The 15,719-nt window shown below is 73.2% G+C and carries 15 protein-coding genes and 1 tRNA gene; 8 read left to right on the forward strand and 8 right to left on the reverse strand.

The window, feature by feature from the left end:
• Positions 1-307: 307 nt before the first annotated feature.
• The gene (locus tag ABD269_RS24885) at positions 308-883 is read right to left on the reverse strand and encodes a YceI family protein (RefSeq protein WP_301891208.1); all 576 of its coding nucleotides are present in this window, start codon (positions 881-883) and stop codon (positions 308-310) included.
• 17 nt (positions 884-900) lie between these two features.
• Entirely contained in the window at positions 901-1,245 is a 345-nt protein-coding gene (locus ABD269_RS24890) for a rhodanese-like domain-containing protein (protein ID WP_301891209.1), read from the reverse strand.
• 93 nt (positions 1,246-1,338) lie between these two features.
• Between ABD269_RS24890 and ABD269_RS24895 the strand changes: the two genes are divergently transcribed.
• From ABD269_RS24895 to ABD269_RS24905, 3 genes are all read left to right on the forward strand, one after another.
• Positions 1,339-1,815 carry a MarR family winged helix-turn-helix transcriptional regulator gene (locus tag ABD269_RS24895; protein ID WP_301891210.1) on the forward strand — a complete coding sequence of 159 codons (477 nt, stop codon included), beginning with the start codon at positions 1,339-1,341 and terminating at the stop codon, positions 1,813-1,815.
• Between the two features lie 137 nt (positions 1,816-1,952).
• Positions 1,953-3,701 (forward strand): TIGR03767 family metallophosphoesterase, encoded by a 1,749-nt coding sequence (locus ABD269_RS24900; RefSeq protein WP_344121199.1) that lies wholly within the window; start codon positions 1,953-1,955, stop codon positions 3,699-3,701.
• 76 nt (positions 3,702-3,777) lie between these two features.
• Positions 3,778-3,851 (forward strand) — tRNA-Lys (locus ABD269_RS24905).
• Positions 3,852-3,903: 52 nt separating this feature from the next.
• Here ABD269_RS24905 and ABD269_RS24910 read toward each other — a convergent pair.
• The 5 genes from ABD269_RS24910 to ABD269_RS24930 form a co-directional block, all read right to left on the reverse strand.
• Positions 3,904-5,124, reverse strand: coding sequence for a beta-ketoacyl-[acyl-carrier-protein] synthase family protein (locus ABD269_RS24910; RefSeq protein WP_344121201.1), 1,221 nt, complete (start codon positions 5,122-5,124; stop codon positions 3,904-3,906).
• On the reverse strand, positions 5,121-5,360 hold the full coding sequence (locus tag ABD269_RS24915; RefSeq protein WP_301891213.1) for an acyl carrier protein: 240 nt from the start codon (positions 5,358-5,360) through the stop codon (positions 5,121-5,123). The genes ABD269_RS24910 and ABD269_RS24915 overlap by 4 nt, the downstream gene beginning before the upstream one ends.
• Positions 5,361-5,383: 23 nt before the next feature.
• Positions 5,384-6,289 carry a lysophospholipid acyltransferase family protein gene (locus tag ABD269_RS24920; RefSeq protein WP_344121203.1) on the reverse strand — a complete coding sequence of 302 codons (906 nt, stop codon included), beginning with the start codon at positions 6,287-6,289 and terminating at the stop codon, positions 5,384-5,386.
• Complete coding sequence (locus ABD269_RS24925; RefSeq protein WP_344121204.1) at positions 6,286-7,050, reverse strand: GNAT family N-acetyltransferase; 765 nt, start codon at positions 7,048-7,050, stop codon at positions 6,286-6,288. The genes ABD269_RS24920 and ABD269_RS24925 overlap by 4 nt, the downstream gene beginning before the upstream one ends.
• Before the next feature lie 195 nt (positions 7,051-7,245).
• A complete protein-coding gene (locus ABD269_RS24930) occupies positions 7,246-7,620 on the reverse strand; it encodes an ArsR/SmtB family transcription factor (protein ID WP_301891216.1) in 375 nt (124 codons plus the stop codon).
• 96 nt (positions 7,621-7,716) lie between these two features.
• On the opposite strand from ABD269_RS24930, the gene ABD269_RS24935 reads away from it, so the two are divergent.
• The 4 genes from ABD269_RS24935 to ABD269_RS24950 all read left to right on the forward strand — a co-directional run bounded on the left by ABD269_RS24935 (position 7,717) and on the right by ABD269_RS24950 (position 14,088).
• Positions 7,717-9,702, forward strand: coding sequence for a heavy metal translocating P-type ATPase (locus ABD269_RS24935; protein WP_344121205.1), 1,986 nt, complete (start codon positions 7,717-7,719; stop codon positions 9,700-9,702).
• A 139-nt stretch (positions 9,703-9,841) separates the two neighbouring features.
• Complete coding sequence (locus ABD269_RS24940) at positions 9,842-10,618, forward strand: lysophospholipid acyltransferase family protein (RefSeq protein WP_344121206.1); 777 nt, start codon at positions 9,842-9,844, stop codon at positions 10,616-10,618.
• 293 nt (positions 10,619-10,911) lie between these two features.
• The gene (locus tag ABD269_RS24945) at positions 10,912-12,669 is read left to right on the forward strand and encodes an ABC transporter permease (protein ID WP_344121207.1); all 1,758 of its coding nucleotides are present in this window, start codon (positions 10,912-10,914) and stop codon (positions 12,667-12,669) included.
• 39 nt (positions 12,670-12,708) lie between these two features.
• Complete coding sequence (locus ABD269_RS24950) at positions 12,709-14,088, forward strand: ABC transporter ATP-binding protein (RefSeq protein WP_301891220.1); 1,380 nt, start codon at positions 12,709-12,711, stop codon at positions 14,086-14,088.
• Here the strand turns inward: ABD269_RS24950 and ABD269_RS24955 are convergent, their stop codons facing one another.
• Complete coding sequence (locus tag ABD269_RS24955) at positions 14,089-14,511, reverse strand: ArsR/SmtB family transcription factor (protein WP_301891221.1); 423 nt, start codon at positions 14,509-14,511, stop codon at positions 14,089-14,091.
• A 203-nt stretch (positions 14,512-14,714) separates the two neighbouring features.
• Here ABD269_RS24955 and ABD269_RS24960 point away from each other — a divergent pair, with 203 nt between their 5' ends.
• Positions 14,715-15,716 (forward strand): SMP-30/gluconolactonase/LRE family protein, encoded by a 1,002-nt coding sequence (locus tag ABD269_RS24960; RefSeq protein WP_344121210.1) that lies wholly within the window; start codon positions 14,715-14,717, stop codon positions 15,714-15,716.
• Positions 15,717-15,719: the final 3 nt, after the last annotated feature.

The raw sequence follows: 15,719 nt of genomic DNA on the forward strand, positions 1-15,719 counted from the left end.
GAACACGGTCAAATTTCCCTGCCATGTTCCTTCTCCCCCGTAAACGGACCGAAGTCCGACGCGCAGGACTATGCCATACCCGCAACACCGTGGGCAAGCGTTTTCATAGCCCCGATTTACTTGTAGGAAATAGATCAAGATCCGTTCATCCGGCCCCGGGCGAAGGGGAATTGAAAGAGATCCATTCCGCACCGGGTGCGCAGTTCAGCGGCCCTTTCCGGCCCCCGCCGGAACGGCACAGCGCCCCGCACGCGGCACCCTTCCGGGCGTCGGCGTGCGGGGCGGTGCGGTGTGCCGTCCGCCGGGGTCAGCCCTCGCGGATCGTCTCGATCTCCAGCGTCAGCTCGATCTCCTTGGAGACGAGGATACCGCCGGTCTCCAGGGCCATGTTCCAGGTCAGGCCCCAGTCCTCGCGGTTGACCTTGCCGTGCGCCGAGAAGACCGCACGGTCGTTGTTCCACGGGTCCCGGGCGTAGCCGAGGTAGTCGACGTCCAGGGTGACGGGGCGGGTGACGCCCTTGATGGTCAGGTCCCCGGTCATCTTGCCCTTGCTGCCCTGCCAGGTCACCGACGTCGAGGCGAAGGAGGCCTTGGGGTGCTTCTCCACGTCGAAGAAGTCGCCCGAGCGCAGGTGGTCGTCGCGGGTCTTGTCGCCGCTGTCGACGCTGGCCATGTCGATGACCGCGGTGACCCGGCTCTCCTCGGGCCGCTCGCCGATCTCGACGGACGCCTCGACGCCGGTGAAGCGCCCGCGCACCTTGGTCAGCATGAAGTGGCGGCCCACGAAGCCGACCTCGGCGTGACCCGGGTCGACCTTCCATGTGCCGGCGGACGGCAGTTGGACGCCGTTCACCTGGCGGGTGGGGGAAGCGGAGCTGCTCATGGGGTTTCGCCTTCCTTTCAGGCGGTCCGGGTGGAGGGCCCGGTCTCGGTCGGCAGACCGGCGTCGATCCAGTCCTGCTTGCCCTCGCCGTACTCGTACACATTGGCGTAGCCGAGCTCGGTCAGGCGCTTGGCGGCGATGCCGGAGTTGCCGCAGGGCTCGTTGGCGCAGTAGACGATGATCTCGGCCTGCTTGTCGGGCAGCAGCCCGGGGGCGAGCTTGTCGACGGCGTCGTGCGGGAGGTTGAGCGCGCCGGGCAGGTGCGCCTCCTCGTAGTACGAGGCGGGGAGCGCCTCGACAACCGTCACGGCACCGCTGTCGATCTTCTTCTTGACGTCGTCACGCCCGATGTTGCGGACCATGTCGCCATCCCTTCGAGGTTCGAGTTTTCCGTGCGTCCGCACACACACTACCAAGTGCGTGCGGACGCACACAAGGGCCGGTATGCTTTCCCCGTGAGCAAAGGGGATGTGGGCATCGAGGCATGGCGAGCACTGCTGCTCGCCCACAACACAGCCGTCCGCGCGATCGAGAGCGACGTGCAGCGCGAGGGCCGCGTCCCCCTGACGTGGTACGACGTGCTCCTGGAGCTCAAGGCCGCCGGCGAGCACGGACTGCGGATGCAGGAGGTCGCCGAGCGCGTGGTGCTCAGCCGCACCCGGGTCAGCCGCCTCGTCGACGAGATGGTCCGCGTGGGCCTCGTCCGCAAGGACGCGGACGGCGCGGACAAGCGCGTGGTCTGGGCCGTCATCACGGAGGAGGGCCTGGAGGCGCTGCGGGCGACCGCACCCGCGTACATGCGCGGCATCCGGCGCCACTTCTCGGCGTATCTCACCGAAGAGGAGACCGAGGTGGTCGCCGAGGCGCTCACCAAGGTGGCCCGAGGTGAGCGCCTCGACACGGTGGCCGCCCCGGCCCGCCGGCGCGGCTGACGCGGCGGCACGGCTTCGCGGACACTTTTCCTTCGCTGTTCGTTCACCGAACACCCCCTCCCGATCAGCGCCCTGACCGACGACGATTACCAGCCGGTAAGTACGGGGCTGGAACGACGGAGTCAGGGGTGCGCGGCATGTCCGCATACAGCAGACGGCAGTTCTTCACCGGGGCGTCGGCCGCGGCGGCCGGGGCGGCGCTCGCGCTGGCGGACACCCGGTTCGCGAGCGCGGCGGCGCGCGACCGCGCGGTGGCCGCCTCGGCCGCGCGAGCGGTCCGCACCGGCGGGACCACGCTGGAGCAGGTGGCCGCGCCGACGGGCAGCGGCCCCTACAAGCGCCTGCGCTCCGGCCCCGGTTGGCCCCTGGTCGTACGGACCGACCTCGCCCCCGCGGCCTCCGCCCGGGACGACCGGCGTACGGCGCTGGCCTCCTTCGTGCAGTTCACCGACCTGCACCTGGCCGACACCGAGTCGCCGGTGCGCTTCGAGTTCCTCGCCCCGCACCTCGACAGCGCCCACCGCCCGCAGGAAGTGCTGACCGTGCGCGGCGCCTCGTCGCTGGTGGAGCGGGTGAACGCGTTGTCCGGCGGCCCCTGGACGGGGCGGCCGTTCTCCCTGGTCATGGCGACCGGCGACAACACCGACAACCACGAGCTGATCGAACTCGACTGGTACCTCTCCGTCATGAGCGGGGGCCGCGTCACGCCGAACAGCGGCGACCCGGCGCGCTACGAGGGCGTGCAGAACTCGGGCAACGCGGCCTTCTGGCACCCGGAATCGTCCTTCCGGGACGCCTACAAGGGCCGGGGCTTCCCCGAGATACCCCGCTTCCTCTCCGCCGCGGGCAGCTCCTTCACCGCTCCGGGGCTGCGCACCCCGTGGTACTCCACGGTCGGCAACCACGACGACAGCATCGAGGGCACGCTGCCCGACCTCGGCCTCCTCCACTCGCTCTACACCGGCGACCGCAAGCTGGAGGGCTGTGACCAGGCGGAGGCGGCGAAGCTGGCGGACGCGCTGCGCAAGGATCCCGCGCAGGCCGTGCTCAGGCTCGCGAAGCTGCTGGAGAACTCCGGTCCGGTGCGCCGCGTCACCCCCGACGCCCGGCGCGCGCCGTTCACCCCGAAGGAGTTCGCAGCGGCGCACCTCGACCCGAAGTACACCGGCCCCGGCCCCGTGGGCCACGGCTTCACCGCGTCGGCCGCCGACAGCGGGAAGCTGTACTACACCTTCCCCGTCGCGGACGGCGTGCTCGGCATCAGCCTGGACACCACCAACCCGGCCGGATGGGCCGACGGTTCGGTGGGCACCGCGCAGCTGAAGTGGCTGGAGTCCGTGCTGCAGTCCCACAGCGGCCACTGGTACGACGCGGACGGCCACGTCGTCAAGGGCGGGCCCGCGGGTCAGCTGGTCGTCGTCTTCAGCCACCACACCAGCACGAGCATGGGCAATCTGCTGCCGAACCCGCACCACCCCTTCGAGAAGCGCCACGACGGCAACGCCCTCGTCGCCCTCCTCCAGCGCTTTCCGAACGTCGTCGCCTGGGTGAACGGCCACACCCACGAGAACCGGATCACGGCCCACGGCCACGCCGTGCCCGAGCGCGCCTTCTGGGAGATCAACACCGCGTCGCACGTGGACTACCCGCAGCACGCCCGGATCGTCGAGATCGCCGACAACGGCGACGGCACGCTGTCCCTCTTCACCACGCTGGTGGAGTCGGCGGCCCCCTACGACACCGACTTCTCCGACACCTCCGAGGCCGGTCTCGCCGCGCTCTACCGCGAGCTGTCCTACAACGACCCCTATGCCACACCGGACAAGAAGATCGGTGCCCCGGCCGACCACAACACCGAGCTGCTGCTGACGAAGCCGCGCGGCTGACGTACGAGAGCCGCCGCCCCGGGCCGGCCGACGGGCCCGGGGCGGACCACCCGGAACGTCATGTAATATTTCTTCCGCGCCGCTAGCTCAGTTGGTCAGAGCGGCTGACTCTTAATCAGCAGGTCCGGGGTTCGAGTCCCTGGTGGCGCACCGCACAAGGCCCCCACTCCGGTGGGGGCCTTGCTTCGTTCCCACGCCCGGTTCACGAGGTGCTGAAGACGAGCACCGCGTTCTGGCCCCCGAAGCCGAAGGAGTTGCTCACCGCCGCCGTCAGGCGGGCGCGGCGGGGGGCCTTGCGCACGACGTCCAGGGGGATGGCCGGGTCGGGGTTGTCGAGGTTCGCGGTGGGCGGGATGAGCTGGTGCTGGAGGGTGAGCACGCAGCACGCCGCCTCGATGCCGCCCGCGCCGCCCGCGGAGTGGCCGAGTACGCCCTTGGGGGCCGTGACGGGCGGCGGGTCGCGGAACACCCGGGCGAGGGCCCGGAATTCGGTGAGGTCGTTGATCCTGGTGGCGGTGCCGTGGGCGTTGACGTGGTCGATGTCGCCGGGCGTCATGCCCGCGTCGGCCAGGGCCACGCGCAGCGCGTCCGCGGCGCCGCGCCCGTCGGGGTGCGGGGCGACGGTGTGGTGGGCGTCGCAGGAGGCGCCGTAACCCCGCAGCAGGGCGCGGGGCCTCGCGCCCCGGGCGCGGGCGTGGGCGGGGCGTTCGAGGACGAGCAGCCCGGCGCCCTCGCCGAGGACGAAGCCGTCGCGGTCGGTGTCGAACGGCCGGGACGCGCCCTCGGGGTCGTGGCCGCGCACGGACAGGGCACGCATCTGGTGGAAACCGACGGCGGTGCTGCGGGCCCGCAGCGACTCGCTGCCTCCGGCGACGGCGATGTCACAACTGCCCGCGCGCACCAGGTCGCGGGCCACGCCGACGGCACTGGCGCCGGAGGCGCAGGCGGTGGAGACGGCCAGGTTGGGGCCGCGGGCGCCCAGGTCGAGGCCGACCTCGCCCGCGGCCATGTTGGGGATGCTCCGCATGATCGCCATGGGCGAGACCCGCTCGGGACGCCCATCCGCGATCCACGCGAACTCCCGGTCGTAGTGCTCCATGCACGCGGTGCTCGCCCCGATGACCACCGCCACCCGCAGCGGGTCCCAGGCGGTGGTGTCCAGGCCCGCGTCGGCGACCGCCTCGCGCGCGGCGGCCACGGCCATCGCGCTGAACCGGTCCAGCCGGGCCGCCGCCCGGCGCCCCAGCGCGGCGCCCGCATCGAAGTCGCTCCGGCAGGAGAAGCCGACCGGCAGCCCGGCCAGCAGCGGGTCGGGCGCGGCGCGGCTCCGGCCGGACAACAGCCCGTCCCAGGTGGCGGCCGCCCCGACACCGGCGGCGGTGACGAGCCCGAGGCCGGTGACGGCCACCTCGTCCTCGCTCACCGGCCTGCCCCACCGGGCGCGTCCAGCAGGGCCGCCGCCTCGGCGAGGGTCAGGGTGTTCAGGTCCTCGAGCGGGAGCACGGCCTCGGTGTGCTCGTCGAGGGCCACGGCCAGTTCGACCAGGGCCATGGAGTCCAGGGCCAGGTCCGCGAACGTACGGTCCGGGGCGAGCCGTTCGGGGTCGATGCCTATCCGGGTGACGAGGGCCTCGGTCAGGGTTTCGTACGCACTGCCCATCGCTGTCCTTTCGCTGTCGGTTCTCACAAAGGGTGCGGTGCGGGGAGCGCACCGCACCGGGTGCATGCCGCGTGCGGTACGCGGCAGTGCCGTGCGGAGCAGCGTTGCCGCGCCGTGCTGTGCGCGTCGACCGCGCGCTCGGCGAGCGCGGCGAGTTCGCGGCGGCCGGGCGCGGCGCCGGGGGGAATGGGGGGCAGGAGGAGCACGTCGACGGCCAGTCCGCGGATCGCGGCGGTGTTGCGCCAGGACTCCGCGGCGGACATGGGGCCCACGTAGGAGGCGGCCGTCGTCGGTCTGCCCGCGACGTGGTAGCGCAGGGCCACCGGGTGTACGGCCGCTCCGGCGTCGAGGGCGGCCTGGAAAGCGGCCGGGCGGTAGCGGCCCCCGGCGGCGCCGCACCAGGTCGTGCCCTCGGCGAAGACGGCGACCGCGTCGCCGTCGCGCAGCGCCGTGGTGATGCGGGCGACGCTGTCCGGCAGTGTGGACAGCCGGTCCCGGTCGACGTAGAGGCTGCGGCCGATGGCCGAGACCCACCCGACGACCGGCCAGCGGCGCAGGTCGGCCCGGCTCACGAGGCGTACGGGCAGCGCGGCGGGGAGCACGCAGGCGTCGAGCCACGACGTGTGGTCGCCGACGACCAACGGGCCCACAGCGGCGGTGTGTTCGCGTGCCCCGCCGACCGTCCAGCGGACCCCCATGGAGCGCAGTACGCCCCGCATGAACCGGCGGTAGGCCGCGTCCGACACCCGGTGCCCGGCGAGCCTGGTCAGGGCGAGCAGCGGCACGTGGGCGAGCAGCAGCAGGAACGCGCCTGTCCGCAGCGCCCGCCGGACGCGTCCGACGGTGGGCGTGCCGGGCGGCAGGCAGCCGCGCCCGCAGGGGGAGACCGGCCGCCAGGGCGCGCCGGCCGTGGAGTGCGGTGGCATCATCCGCTCATCCTTCGCAGCAGGCGGAGGTAGTCGGGGTGCACCCGGTCCAGGGACAGCAGGACGAAGAGGTCGGCGGTGTTGAAGTCCGCGTCGAAGGCGGGTGGTCCGCACACCCGGGCGCCCAGGCGCAGGTAGCCGCGCAGGAGTGGCGGGAGCGCGCCGCCCGCATCGTCGGGCGCGGCGGCGGCCCGCCAGGGGATGTGGGGGCGCACCCGGTACGACGGGGGCGCGTAGTGCAGATCGCGTGCCGTCCGCCAGGCGGCGGCCGCCCGGCCCCCACCATCGTCGAGGGGGACGGAGGCGCAGCCGCACAGCCAGCGCAGCTGTCGCTCGGTCAGATAGCTGAGGATGCCGGCCCACAGGGCGAGCATCACCGTGCCGTTGCGGTGTCCGGGGTGGACGCACGCGCGCCCGGCCTCGACCAGGTCACCGCGCAGCGGCGCGAGCGCGCCGAGGTCGAACTCCCCGTCCGCGTACAGCCCTTGGGCGGCGCGTGCGGCTTTCGGGGGCAGCAGCCGGTAGGTGCCGACCAGTTCCCCGGTGGCGACCGCGTGGACGACGAGGTGGTCGCAGAGCTCGTCGAAGGCGTCCACGTCGCGGCCGTCCACCGCGGACACGGCGCCGTCGCCGAACTCGCCGGTGAGGACGGTGTGCCGGAGCCGCTGCGCGGCGTGCACGCCCTCGCCCGTGGCGAGCGTGACCTCGTAGCCGTGCGGGGACGTGGCGCCCGCGGTGCGGGCGAGGACTCGTGGACCGTTCATCGCGGGGCCGTCCTGTCGAAGCCGCGGGAGCCGACGGCGGCGCCGCGGCCGCGCGGCGCCTCCCGGTCAACCTGCCCAGCTCACCCGGCCCCGTACGCCTCGGCGCTCGACTGTTCATCGGAATCTGTGAAGTTCGTGCCCCGCCCGCCCCGCTCCGGTCACCCTGGGGCGTGCTTCAGGGGGAGAACGGCGCCGTCACAGGGCCGCTTCCGCCGGGGCGTCGCGCAGGCCGAGCCGCAAGTGCTCCACGTGGTAGAGCGCCTGGTCGAGGAGTTCGGCGACGTGGTGGTCGTAGAGGGCGTAGATGATCGAGCGGCCCCGGCGTTCGGCGGTCACCAGGCCGAGGTTGCGCAGCAGGCGGAGCTGGTGGGAGCAGGCGGACTGTTCCATGCCCACCGCCTGGGCGAGGTCGCCCGCGGCGCAGGGGCCCTCCTGGAGGCGGGCGAGGATCAGCAGCCGCGAAGGGGTGGCCAGGGCCTGGAGCGTGGCGGCGACGTCCGCGGTCCCGACGGTGTCCAGGCGTTCGCGGGTGGTGGCGTTGTTTTCGTTCTTGTCGGCTCCATGACCCATATGGCCATCCTAACGATGACGAATGAAGACCTGTTCATTCATTCCTGTACGGTGGTCGTGTTGCCGCTCCTCCGTCCGCGAAGGGTTGTCCCCGCCATGCCTTCCACCCTGCTCCGGCGCCCCGAACGCGCGGTACCGACCTCCACGACGCCGCCACCGCGGCGCCGCACCCGGGTGTTCGCGCTGGCGGAGGCCCGCTGGGCGGCCGCGGCCACGCTCGCCTTCCTGACCGCGCTGCCGCTGCATCTGACCGGGGCACCGGCCTGGGCCTGGGGCCCGCTGTACGCCGTCGCGTACGCGGCCGGGGGCTGGGAGCCGGGCTGGGCCGGGCTGGTGGCCCTGCGGGAGCGGACCCTCGACGTCGACCTGCTGATGATCGTCGCCGCGCTCGGCGCGGTCGCGATCGGGCAGGTGATGGACGGCGCGCTGCTGATCGTCATCTTCGCCACGTCCGGCGCGCTGGAGGCGCTGGCGACCGCCCGTACCGCCGACTCGGTCCGCGGCCTGCTCGACCTCGCCCCCGACACCGCCACCCTCCTGCTGGACGACGGCGAGGAGCGGACGGTCGCCTCCGGGGACCTCGTGGTCGGCGACACCGTCCTGATCCGGCCGGGCGAGCGGGTCGGCGCCGACGGGCGCGTCCTGGACGGCCGCAGCGAGGTCGACCAGGCGACCATCACCGGCGAGCCGCTGCCGGTCGCCAAACAGGCGGGGGACGAGGTCTTCGCCGGGACCGTGAACGGCACCGGCGCGCTGCGCGTGAAGGTCGAACGGGACGCCTCGGACTCGGTCGTCGCGCGGATCGTGGCCATGGTCGAGGAGGCGTCGCGGACCAAGGCGCCGACGCAGCTGTTCATCGAGAAGGTCGAGCAGCGGTACTCCATCGGCATCGTCCTGGCCACGCTCGCCGTCTTCGCCGTGCCGCTCGCCTTCGGCTCGGGCCTGACCGGCTCGCTGCTGCGGGCGATGACCTTCATGATCGTCGCTTCCCCGTGCGCGGTGGTGCTGGCCACCATGCCGCCGCTGCTGTCCGCGATCGCCAACGCCGGGCGCCACGGCGTGCTCGTGAAGTCCGCGGTGGTCATGGAGCGCCTCGGCCGGGTGGACGCGGTCGCGCTCGACAAGACCGGCACGCTGACCGAGGGCACACCCCGGGTGACCGACGTCCGCCCCCTGGCCGAAAGCGGCCTGGACGCCGACGGGTTGCTCGCGTCGGCCGCGGCGGCCGAGCACCCGAGCGAGCACCCGCTGGCCCGCGCCGTCGTGCGCGCCGCCCGCGAGCGGGACCTGCGCATCCCGCCCGCGGAGGGCTTCGCCTCCTCCCCCGGCGTCGGCGTGACCGCCACCGTCGGCGGGCACGCGGTCGCCGTCGGCGCTCCGGCGCGGCTGTCCGGCGGCTCCGATGACGGGGCGGCCGTCGGGGCCGCTGCCGTCGCCGGGGAGCTGGAGGGCGCGGGCCGCACCGCGGTCCTCGTCCGCCGCGACGGCGTCGCCGTCGGCGTCCTCGGCATCGCCGACCGCCTCCGGCCCGGCGCCGCCGCCACGGTCGCCTCGCTGACGGCGCTGACCGGTACGGCCCCGATGCTGCTGACCGGCGACAACCCCCGCGCCGCCGCCCGCCTCGCCGCCGAGGTCGGCATCGGCGACGTACGCGCCGGGCTGCTGCCGGAGGACAAGGTCGCGGCCGTGCGGGAGCAGGGGGCCGCCGGGCGGAAGGTGCTGATGATCGGTGACGGTGTCAACGACGCGCCCGCGCTGGCCGCCGCCCACACCGGCATCGCCATGGGCCGGGCCGGTTCCGACCTCGCGCTTCAGACGGCGGACGCCGTCGTCGTCCGCGACGAACTCGCCGCCGTTCCCCAGGTGGTGGCCCTGTCCCGGCGGGCCCGCGGCCTGGTGGTACAGAACCTCGTGATCGCCTCGGTGTTCATCTCCGGCCTGGTGGTCTGGGACCTGGCCGGGCATCTGCCGCTGCCCCTCGGCGTCCTGGGGCACGAGGGCTCGACCGTCGTCGTCGGCCTCAACGGCCTGCGGATGCTCCGCGAGGCGACGTGGCGGAGGGCGGGCGGAGCGCACCGCTGACGGCGTGCCGGGACGCGACGCTCCCGCCCATGGCACGCAGTGCCGCCGCGAATGGCTCAATAGTCCCTCTCCCCATGATCCGTGCGGCCGACTAGCGTGCCTCGGCGCGGGGGCCAGTCGGCCGAGGGGGTCACTGATCGTGTTCTACTTCGCTTTCAAATCCATGGTGTTGGTGCCGTTGCTGCGCTGGCTGTTCCGGCCGCGCGTGGAGGGGATGGAGCATCTGCCGGACACCGGCGCGGCGATCATCGCGGGGAACCACCTGTCGTTCTCCGACCACTTCATGATGCCGGTCATGGTCAGGCGCCGGATCTCCTTCCTCGCGAAGATGGAGTACTTCACGGGGGCGGGCCTCAAGGGCCGGCTCACCGCGGCGTTCTTCCGGGGCATCGGGGCGATACCCGTGGACCGGTCGGGCAAGGAGGCGGCGCAGGCCGCGGTCGACACGGCACTGGGTGTCCTGGAGCGGGGCGAGCTGCTGGGCATCTACCCCGAGGGGACCCGCTCGCACGACGGGCGGCTCTACAAAGGGCGGGTCGGCGTGGCGGCCATGGCGCTCAAGTCGGGCGCGCCCGTGATCCCCTGCGCGATGATCGGCACGTTCGAGGCACAGCCGACGGGGCGGCGGCTGCCGCGCCTCGTGCCGATCACGATCCGCTTCGGGGAGCCGCTGGACTTCTCCCGCTACGACGGGATGCAGGACCACCGCGCGGTGCTGCGGGCCGTCACGGACGAGATCATGTACGCGATCCTCAAGCTCTCGGAGCAGGAGTACGTGGACACCTACGCCACGGAGGCCAGGGCGGCCCTCGGCGCGAACCGGCCGCCCTCCGGCACCGGTGTCCGCGCGTGGGGTGCGCGCCCGGAGCCGACGGGCCGTCTGGCGCGGGGCACCGACCGGCCCGCGGCGGCGTGAGGAGGTGGCGGCGGGTCCCGTGCGCCCCGCCGCCACACGGAACGGCCGACAGGATGACGACCGGCTCCCGCGAACGCGCGGCCGCCCCGTACGCGGCGGACCCGACCCCCGGACGCATGGCTCCCGCCCCCGACCTGCGATTATTTGCGTAATAACGCAACAAACGGCAGACTTCCGGCGTCCCGGCCCTCAAGCCCGCTCGGTGGAATCGCCCCCGCCCGTGCCGTCGGCATGCCCGCCGTGGCCGCGGCGCGGGATGATCTGTGTCCGAGGCGTGGTGGGAGGTTCTGGTGATGTCGTCGTTCCGGAGGGGCTCCGCCGTCGCGCGGACCGCGCTGCCGCCCCGGGTCACGGGCCGGCTGACCCGCACGACCTGGGTCGACCTGGTGGTCGCCGCCGGTGTGCTCGTCCTCTTCTACATCACGCTGCGGGTGGGGCAGGGCACCACGGTGCGCTTCTCCACCGGCCAGTCGGTGGTGATCGACACCGATCCCTCCCGGCTCCCCTACGACGCGGCGCGCAGCCTGCTGCGGATGTTCGTCGCGCTCGCGGCCTCGATCGTCTTCACCCTCGGCTACGCCACCGCCGCCGCCCGCAGCCGACGGCTGGAGCGGATCCTGATCCCGGCGCTGGACATCCTCCAGTCGGTGCCCGTGCTCGGCTTCCTCACGGTCGCGGTGACGGGCTTCATCGCCCTGTTCCCCGGCTCCCTGCTGGGCCTGGAGTGCGCGTCGATCTTCGCGATCTTCACCTCGCAGGCCTGGAACATGACCTTCGGCTTCTACCGCTCCCTCACCTCGCTCCCCCGCGAACTCGACGAGCTGTCCCGATCGTTCCGCTTCACCCGCTGGATGCGCTTCTGGAAGGTGGAGCTGCCGGCCGGGGCCATCGGCCTGGTCTGGAACGGCATGATGAGCTTCGGCGGCGGCTGGTTCTTCCTGGTCGCCTCGGAGGCGATCAGCGTCAACAACAGGAACTACGCGCTGCCGGGCGTCGGTTCGTACGCGGGCGCCGCGATCGCCGCCGGCGACCTCGGCAAGGTCGGCTGGGCCATCGTCACCATGGCCGTCATGGTCATCGGCGTGAACTTCCTCTTCTGGCGGCCGCTGACCGCCTGGGTGGAGAAGTTCAAGAACGAGCAGTCCGAGGCCGGCGAGATCCAGCGCAGCTACGTCCTGGGCTTCCTGCGCCGCTCCTCCTGGCCCCGGCTGCTCGGCCGCCTGCTGCGGCCCGTGGGCCGCGGGCTCGGGCGGGCGGGCCGGGTGCTGGGCGTCGACGACCGGCCGCTGACCGTCGACCCACGGCAGCAGCGCACCGGTGACATCGCCTTCGCCGTGGTGGCGGGCGGGCTGATCCTGTGGGGGCTGATCGACCTCGTCGGCTATCTGCGCGCGCGGACCGGGCTCGGCGTCCTCGGCGAGCCGCTGCTGCTCGGCCTCGCCACCCTCGCCCGGGTCGTCGTGGTGGTCGTGGGGGCCACCGTGGTGTGGGTGCCCATCGGCGTACGCATCGGTTTCTCGCCCAAGCTGACCCGCATCGCCCAGCCCCTGGTCCAGGTCCTGGCGAGCTTTCCCGCCAACTTCCTCTTCCCGCTCGCCGTCTGGTTCTTCCTGAAGACCGGGCTGTCGATCAACATCGGCGGCGTCCTGCTGATGGCGCTCGGCGCCCAGTGGTACATCCTCTTCAACACCATCGCCGGCGCCATGTCCATCCCCACCGACCTGCGCGAGGCCATGGACGACCTGGGGGTGCGCGGATGGCAGCGGTGGAAGCGGCTGATCCTGCCCGGGATCTTCCCCTCGTACGTCACCGGCGGGATCACCGCCTCGGGCGGTGCCTGGAACGCCTCGATCGTCTCCGAGATCGTCCCCTTCGGCGCCACCACCCTCACCGCCACCGGCCTGGGCGCGTACATCTCCCACGCCACCGCCGACGGCGACTTCCCGCACCTGATCGCGGGGGTGGCCGTGATGAGCCTCTACGTCGTCGGCCTCAACCGCCTCCTCTGGCGCCGCCTGCACCGCATCGCGGAGACCCGCTGCGCCATCTGACCGCCACGCCCGTTCCCGAGAAATGCGATGGAGCCCCCCATGGTCCTCAGCGCCTTCCGCAACCTCCGCGGCGTCCGGACCGCCGCACCGGTCGTGCGCGCGGCGGACGGTGACGTCCTGCTCGCCGCCGACGGCCTGACCAAGTCCTACGCGGGCGCCGACCGCGAACTGCCCGTCCTCACCGGCATCGACCTGACGGTCCGGGCCGGCGAGGTCGTCGCCCTGCTCGGCAAGTCGGGCTCCGGCAAGTCCACCCTGCTGCGCTGCCTGGCCGGGCTCATCCCGCCCAGCTCGGGCACCGTCTCCTACCGCGGCGCGCCCCTGACCGGCGCCAACCCCGGCACCGCCATGGTCTTCCAGACCTTCGCGCTGCTGCCCTGGCTCACCGTCCAGCAGAACGTCGAGCTCGGTCTCGAGGCCCGCGGGGTCCCTGCCGACCGGCGCGCCGAGGCCGCGCTCCAGGCCATCGACCTCATCGGCCTCGACGGCTTCGAGTCCGCGTACCCCAAGGAGCTCTCCGGCGGCATGCGCCAGCGCGTCGGCTTCGCCCGCGCCCTCGTCGTCGAACCCGACGTCCTGATGATGGACGAGCCCTTCTCCGCCCTCGACGTCCTGACCGCCGAGAACCTGCGCGGCGAGCTCATGGAGCTGTGGGAATCGGGCCAGTTCCCCACCCGCGCGGTCGTCCTGGTCACCCACAACATCGAGGAGGCGGTGCTGATGGCCGACCGCATCGTCGTCCTCGGCTCGCGCCCCGGCACCATCCGCGAGACCTTCGAGGTCGCCCTGGAGCGCCCCCGCGACCGTGACTCCGCCGCCTTCGAGGACCTCATCGACCGCGTCTACCGCACCATGACCGGCCGTACGAAGGAGACCAGGACCCCGGGCCGCGCGGAAGCGGCCGAGCCGGAGCGGCGCACGCACGCCAACACCCCGCTGCCCACCGCGAGCGTCGACGGACTGTCCGGTCTCGCCGAGATCGTCGACCACCGCGGCGGCCGCTGCGACCTCGCCGACCTCGCCGACGACCTCGGCCTGGAGATCGACGACGTGCTGCCCCTCGTCGACGCCCTCGACCTGCTGGGCCTCGCCTCGATGAGCGAGGACGACCTGGTCCTCACCGGGCGCGGCACCGCCTTCGCCGACGCCGACGTCCAGCGGTCCAAGCAGATCTTCGCCGAGGCCGCGCTGGAGGTGCCGCTCGTCAGGCTGATCACCACCAGCCTCCGCCAGAACCCCGACCGCACCCTGCGCGCGGGGTTCTTCCGCGATCTGCTCGCCCACCACTACACCAGCGAGCAGGTCGACCAGCAGCTGGAGACCGCCACCGACTGGGGCCGCTACGCCGAGCTGTACGCGTACGACGCCGACCCTCAGGAGTACCGCCTCGACGCCGCGGCCGCCGGCATCGAGGACTGACTAGCGCTCCGTCGCCGCGCGGCGGGCCCGCAGCGGGCGGGCCGCCCGCGCCCGGACCGGCTGCTCCTGCGCGACGGCGGCGGGCCGCTCCCGCGCGGCCTCCGGCGCCGCCTGCGCGGCCGGGGCCGACGCGACCAGCGACGCCTCTTCCAGCAACGCCTTCACATGCGGGCCGGCGACGCGGTAGTAGATGCGCGTGCCCTCCCGGCGCGAGAGCACCAGGCCGGCCGTGCGCAGCTTCGCCAAGTGCTGGGAGACCGCGGCCACATGGGCTCCGGTCAGGTCCGCGAGGCTGCCGACCGGGAACTCCTGCCGGGACAGCGCCCACAGCAGGCGGTAGCGCGTCGGATCGGCCACCGCCTTCAGCACCGCCACGGCCCGCTCCGCACCGGCCGCATCCCACGCCTCGACTTGCCCACCCATGCAAATACCCTAACCCAGCCCTCCCCCGGCGGCCGGGACGCGCGCGACGGCCCGGCCGGCCGTCGGGGATCCGGGGCCGGGGCCCGCCGGGCGCGCGCGGCGTAGTCGCCCGATCACGGCCGCCGTGGGAGCCTGGGGCGTCCTGCCGTACGCGCGGGAGACGCCCCGCCGTCTCCCGGCCGAGCGAAGGGTGTGAGTCGTCGATGGCACACAAGCCGCCCATCGATCCGGTGGTCTGGCGGCCTCCGCCTCGCCCGCGGGCGGACCGCCGCACCACCATGCCGCCGCCGCGGCTGCTCCCCATCGGCGGGGAGGGGCCGGAACACCTCGCCGTCGACGCGTCCGGGCACCTGCTCACCGGGGTCGCCGACGGCCGGATCCTGCGGGTGGACCCCGCCGGAGGGCGCGTGGCGGAGGTGGCCCGTACGGGCGGGCGGCCGCTGGGGCTGCACGCGCTGCCGGACGGGCGGATCCTGGTCTGCGACGCCTACCGCGGGCTGCTGCGGATCGACCCGTCGAGCGGTGCGGTGGAGACCGTCCTGACCGAGGCGGCCGGTGAACCGCTGCGCGTGTGCAGCAATGTCGCCGTGACCCGGGACGGCACGGTCTTCGTCAGCGACGCCAGCCGCAGATTCCCTCTCCACCTGTGGAAGGGCGACCTGATGGAGCACTCCGGCACGGGCCGCGTGGTGCGGTGGGTGCCCGGGAGCGCCGCGGAGGTCGTCCTGGACGGGCTGCAGTTCGCCAACGGCGTCTGTCTGGCGCCCGACGAGTCGTTCCTGGTGGTCGCGGAGACGGGGGCCTACCGGCTGCGGCGCCTGTGGCTCACGGGCCCGCGGGCGGGTACGTCCGATGTGTTCGTCGACGAACTGCCCGGCTTCCCCGACAATCTGACGACCGGTGAGAGCGGCCTGGTCTGGGTGGCACTGGCCTCGGCGCGCGATGCCATGCTCGATCTGTTGCACCGTCACCACCCGTTCCTGCGCAGGGCGGTCTGGTCCCTGCCGACCGCCCTGCTGCCCGGCGCGCGCCGCACGGCCTGGGTGCGGGGCTACGACACCCAGGGCCGTACGGTGCACGACCTGCGGCGCCGCGACCGCGACTACCACATGGTCACCTGCGCCCTCGAACACGACGGCCGGCTCCACCTCGGCAGCCTGGTGAAGCACGCGATCGCCACGCTGCCGCTGTCCCGCGCCGGCTGAGCA

Source organism: Streptomyces blastmyceticus (assembly GCF_039521185.1).
Classification (GTDB): Bacteria; Actinomycetota; Actinomycetes; order Streptomycetales; family Streptomycetaceae; genus Streptomyces; species Streptomyces blastmyceticus.

Bases quoted from the DNA above. Each gene is read 5' to 3' on its own strand.
- ABD269_RS24885 (WP_301891208.1), bottom strand. From the start codon at position 883: ATGAGCAGCTCCGCTTCCCCCACCCGCCAGGTGAACGGCGTCCAACTG.
- ABD269_RS24890 (WP_301891209.1), bottom strand. From the start codon at position 1,245: ATGGTCCGCAACATCGGGCGTGACGACGTCAAGAAGAAGATCGACAGC.
- ABD269_RS24900 (WP_344121199.1), top strand. From the start codon at position 1,953: ATGTCCGCATACAGCAGACGGCAGTTCTTCACCGGGGCGTCGGCCGCG.
- ABD269_RS24915 (WP_301891213.1), bottom strand. From the start codon at position 5,360: ATGGGCAGTGCGTACGAAACCCTGACCGAGGCCCTCGTCACCCGGATA.
- ABD269_RS24920 (WP_344121203.1), bottom strand. From the start codon at position 6,289: ATGATGCCACCGCACTCCACGGCCGGCGCGCCCTGGCGGCCGGTCTCC.
- ABD269_RS24925 (WP_344121204.1), bottom strand. From the start codon at position 7,050: ATGAACGGTCCACGAGTCCTCGCCCGCACCGCGGGCGCCACGTCCCCG.
- ABD269_RS24930 (WP_301891216.1), bottom strand. From the start codon at position 7,620: ATGGGTCATGGAGCCGACAAGAACGAAAACAACGCCACCACCCGCGAA.
- ABD269_RS24935 (WP_344121205.1), top strand. From the start codon at position 7,717: ATGCCTTCCACCCTGCTCCGGCGCCCCGAACGCGCGGTACCGACCTCC.
- ABD269_RS24945 (WP_344121207.1), top strand. From the start codon at position 10,912: ATGTCGTCGTTCCGGAGGGGCTCCGCCGTCGCGCGGACCGCGCTGCCG.
- ABD269_RS24950 (WP_301891220.1), top strand. From the start codon at position 12,709: ATGGTCCTCAGCGCCTTCCGCAACCTCCGCGGCGTCCGGACCGCCGCA.
- ABD269_RS24955 (WP_301891221.1), bottom strand. From the start codon at position 14,511: ATGGGTGGGCAAGTCGAGGCGTGGGATGCGGCCGGTGCGGAGCGGGCC.
- ABD269_RS24960 (WP_344121210.1), top strand. From the start codon at position 14,715: ATGGCACACAAGCCGCCCATCGATCCGGTGGTCTGGCGGCCTCCGCCT.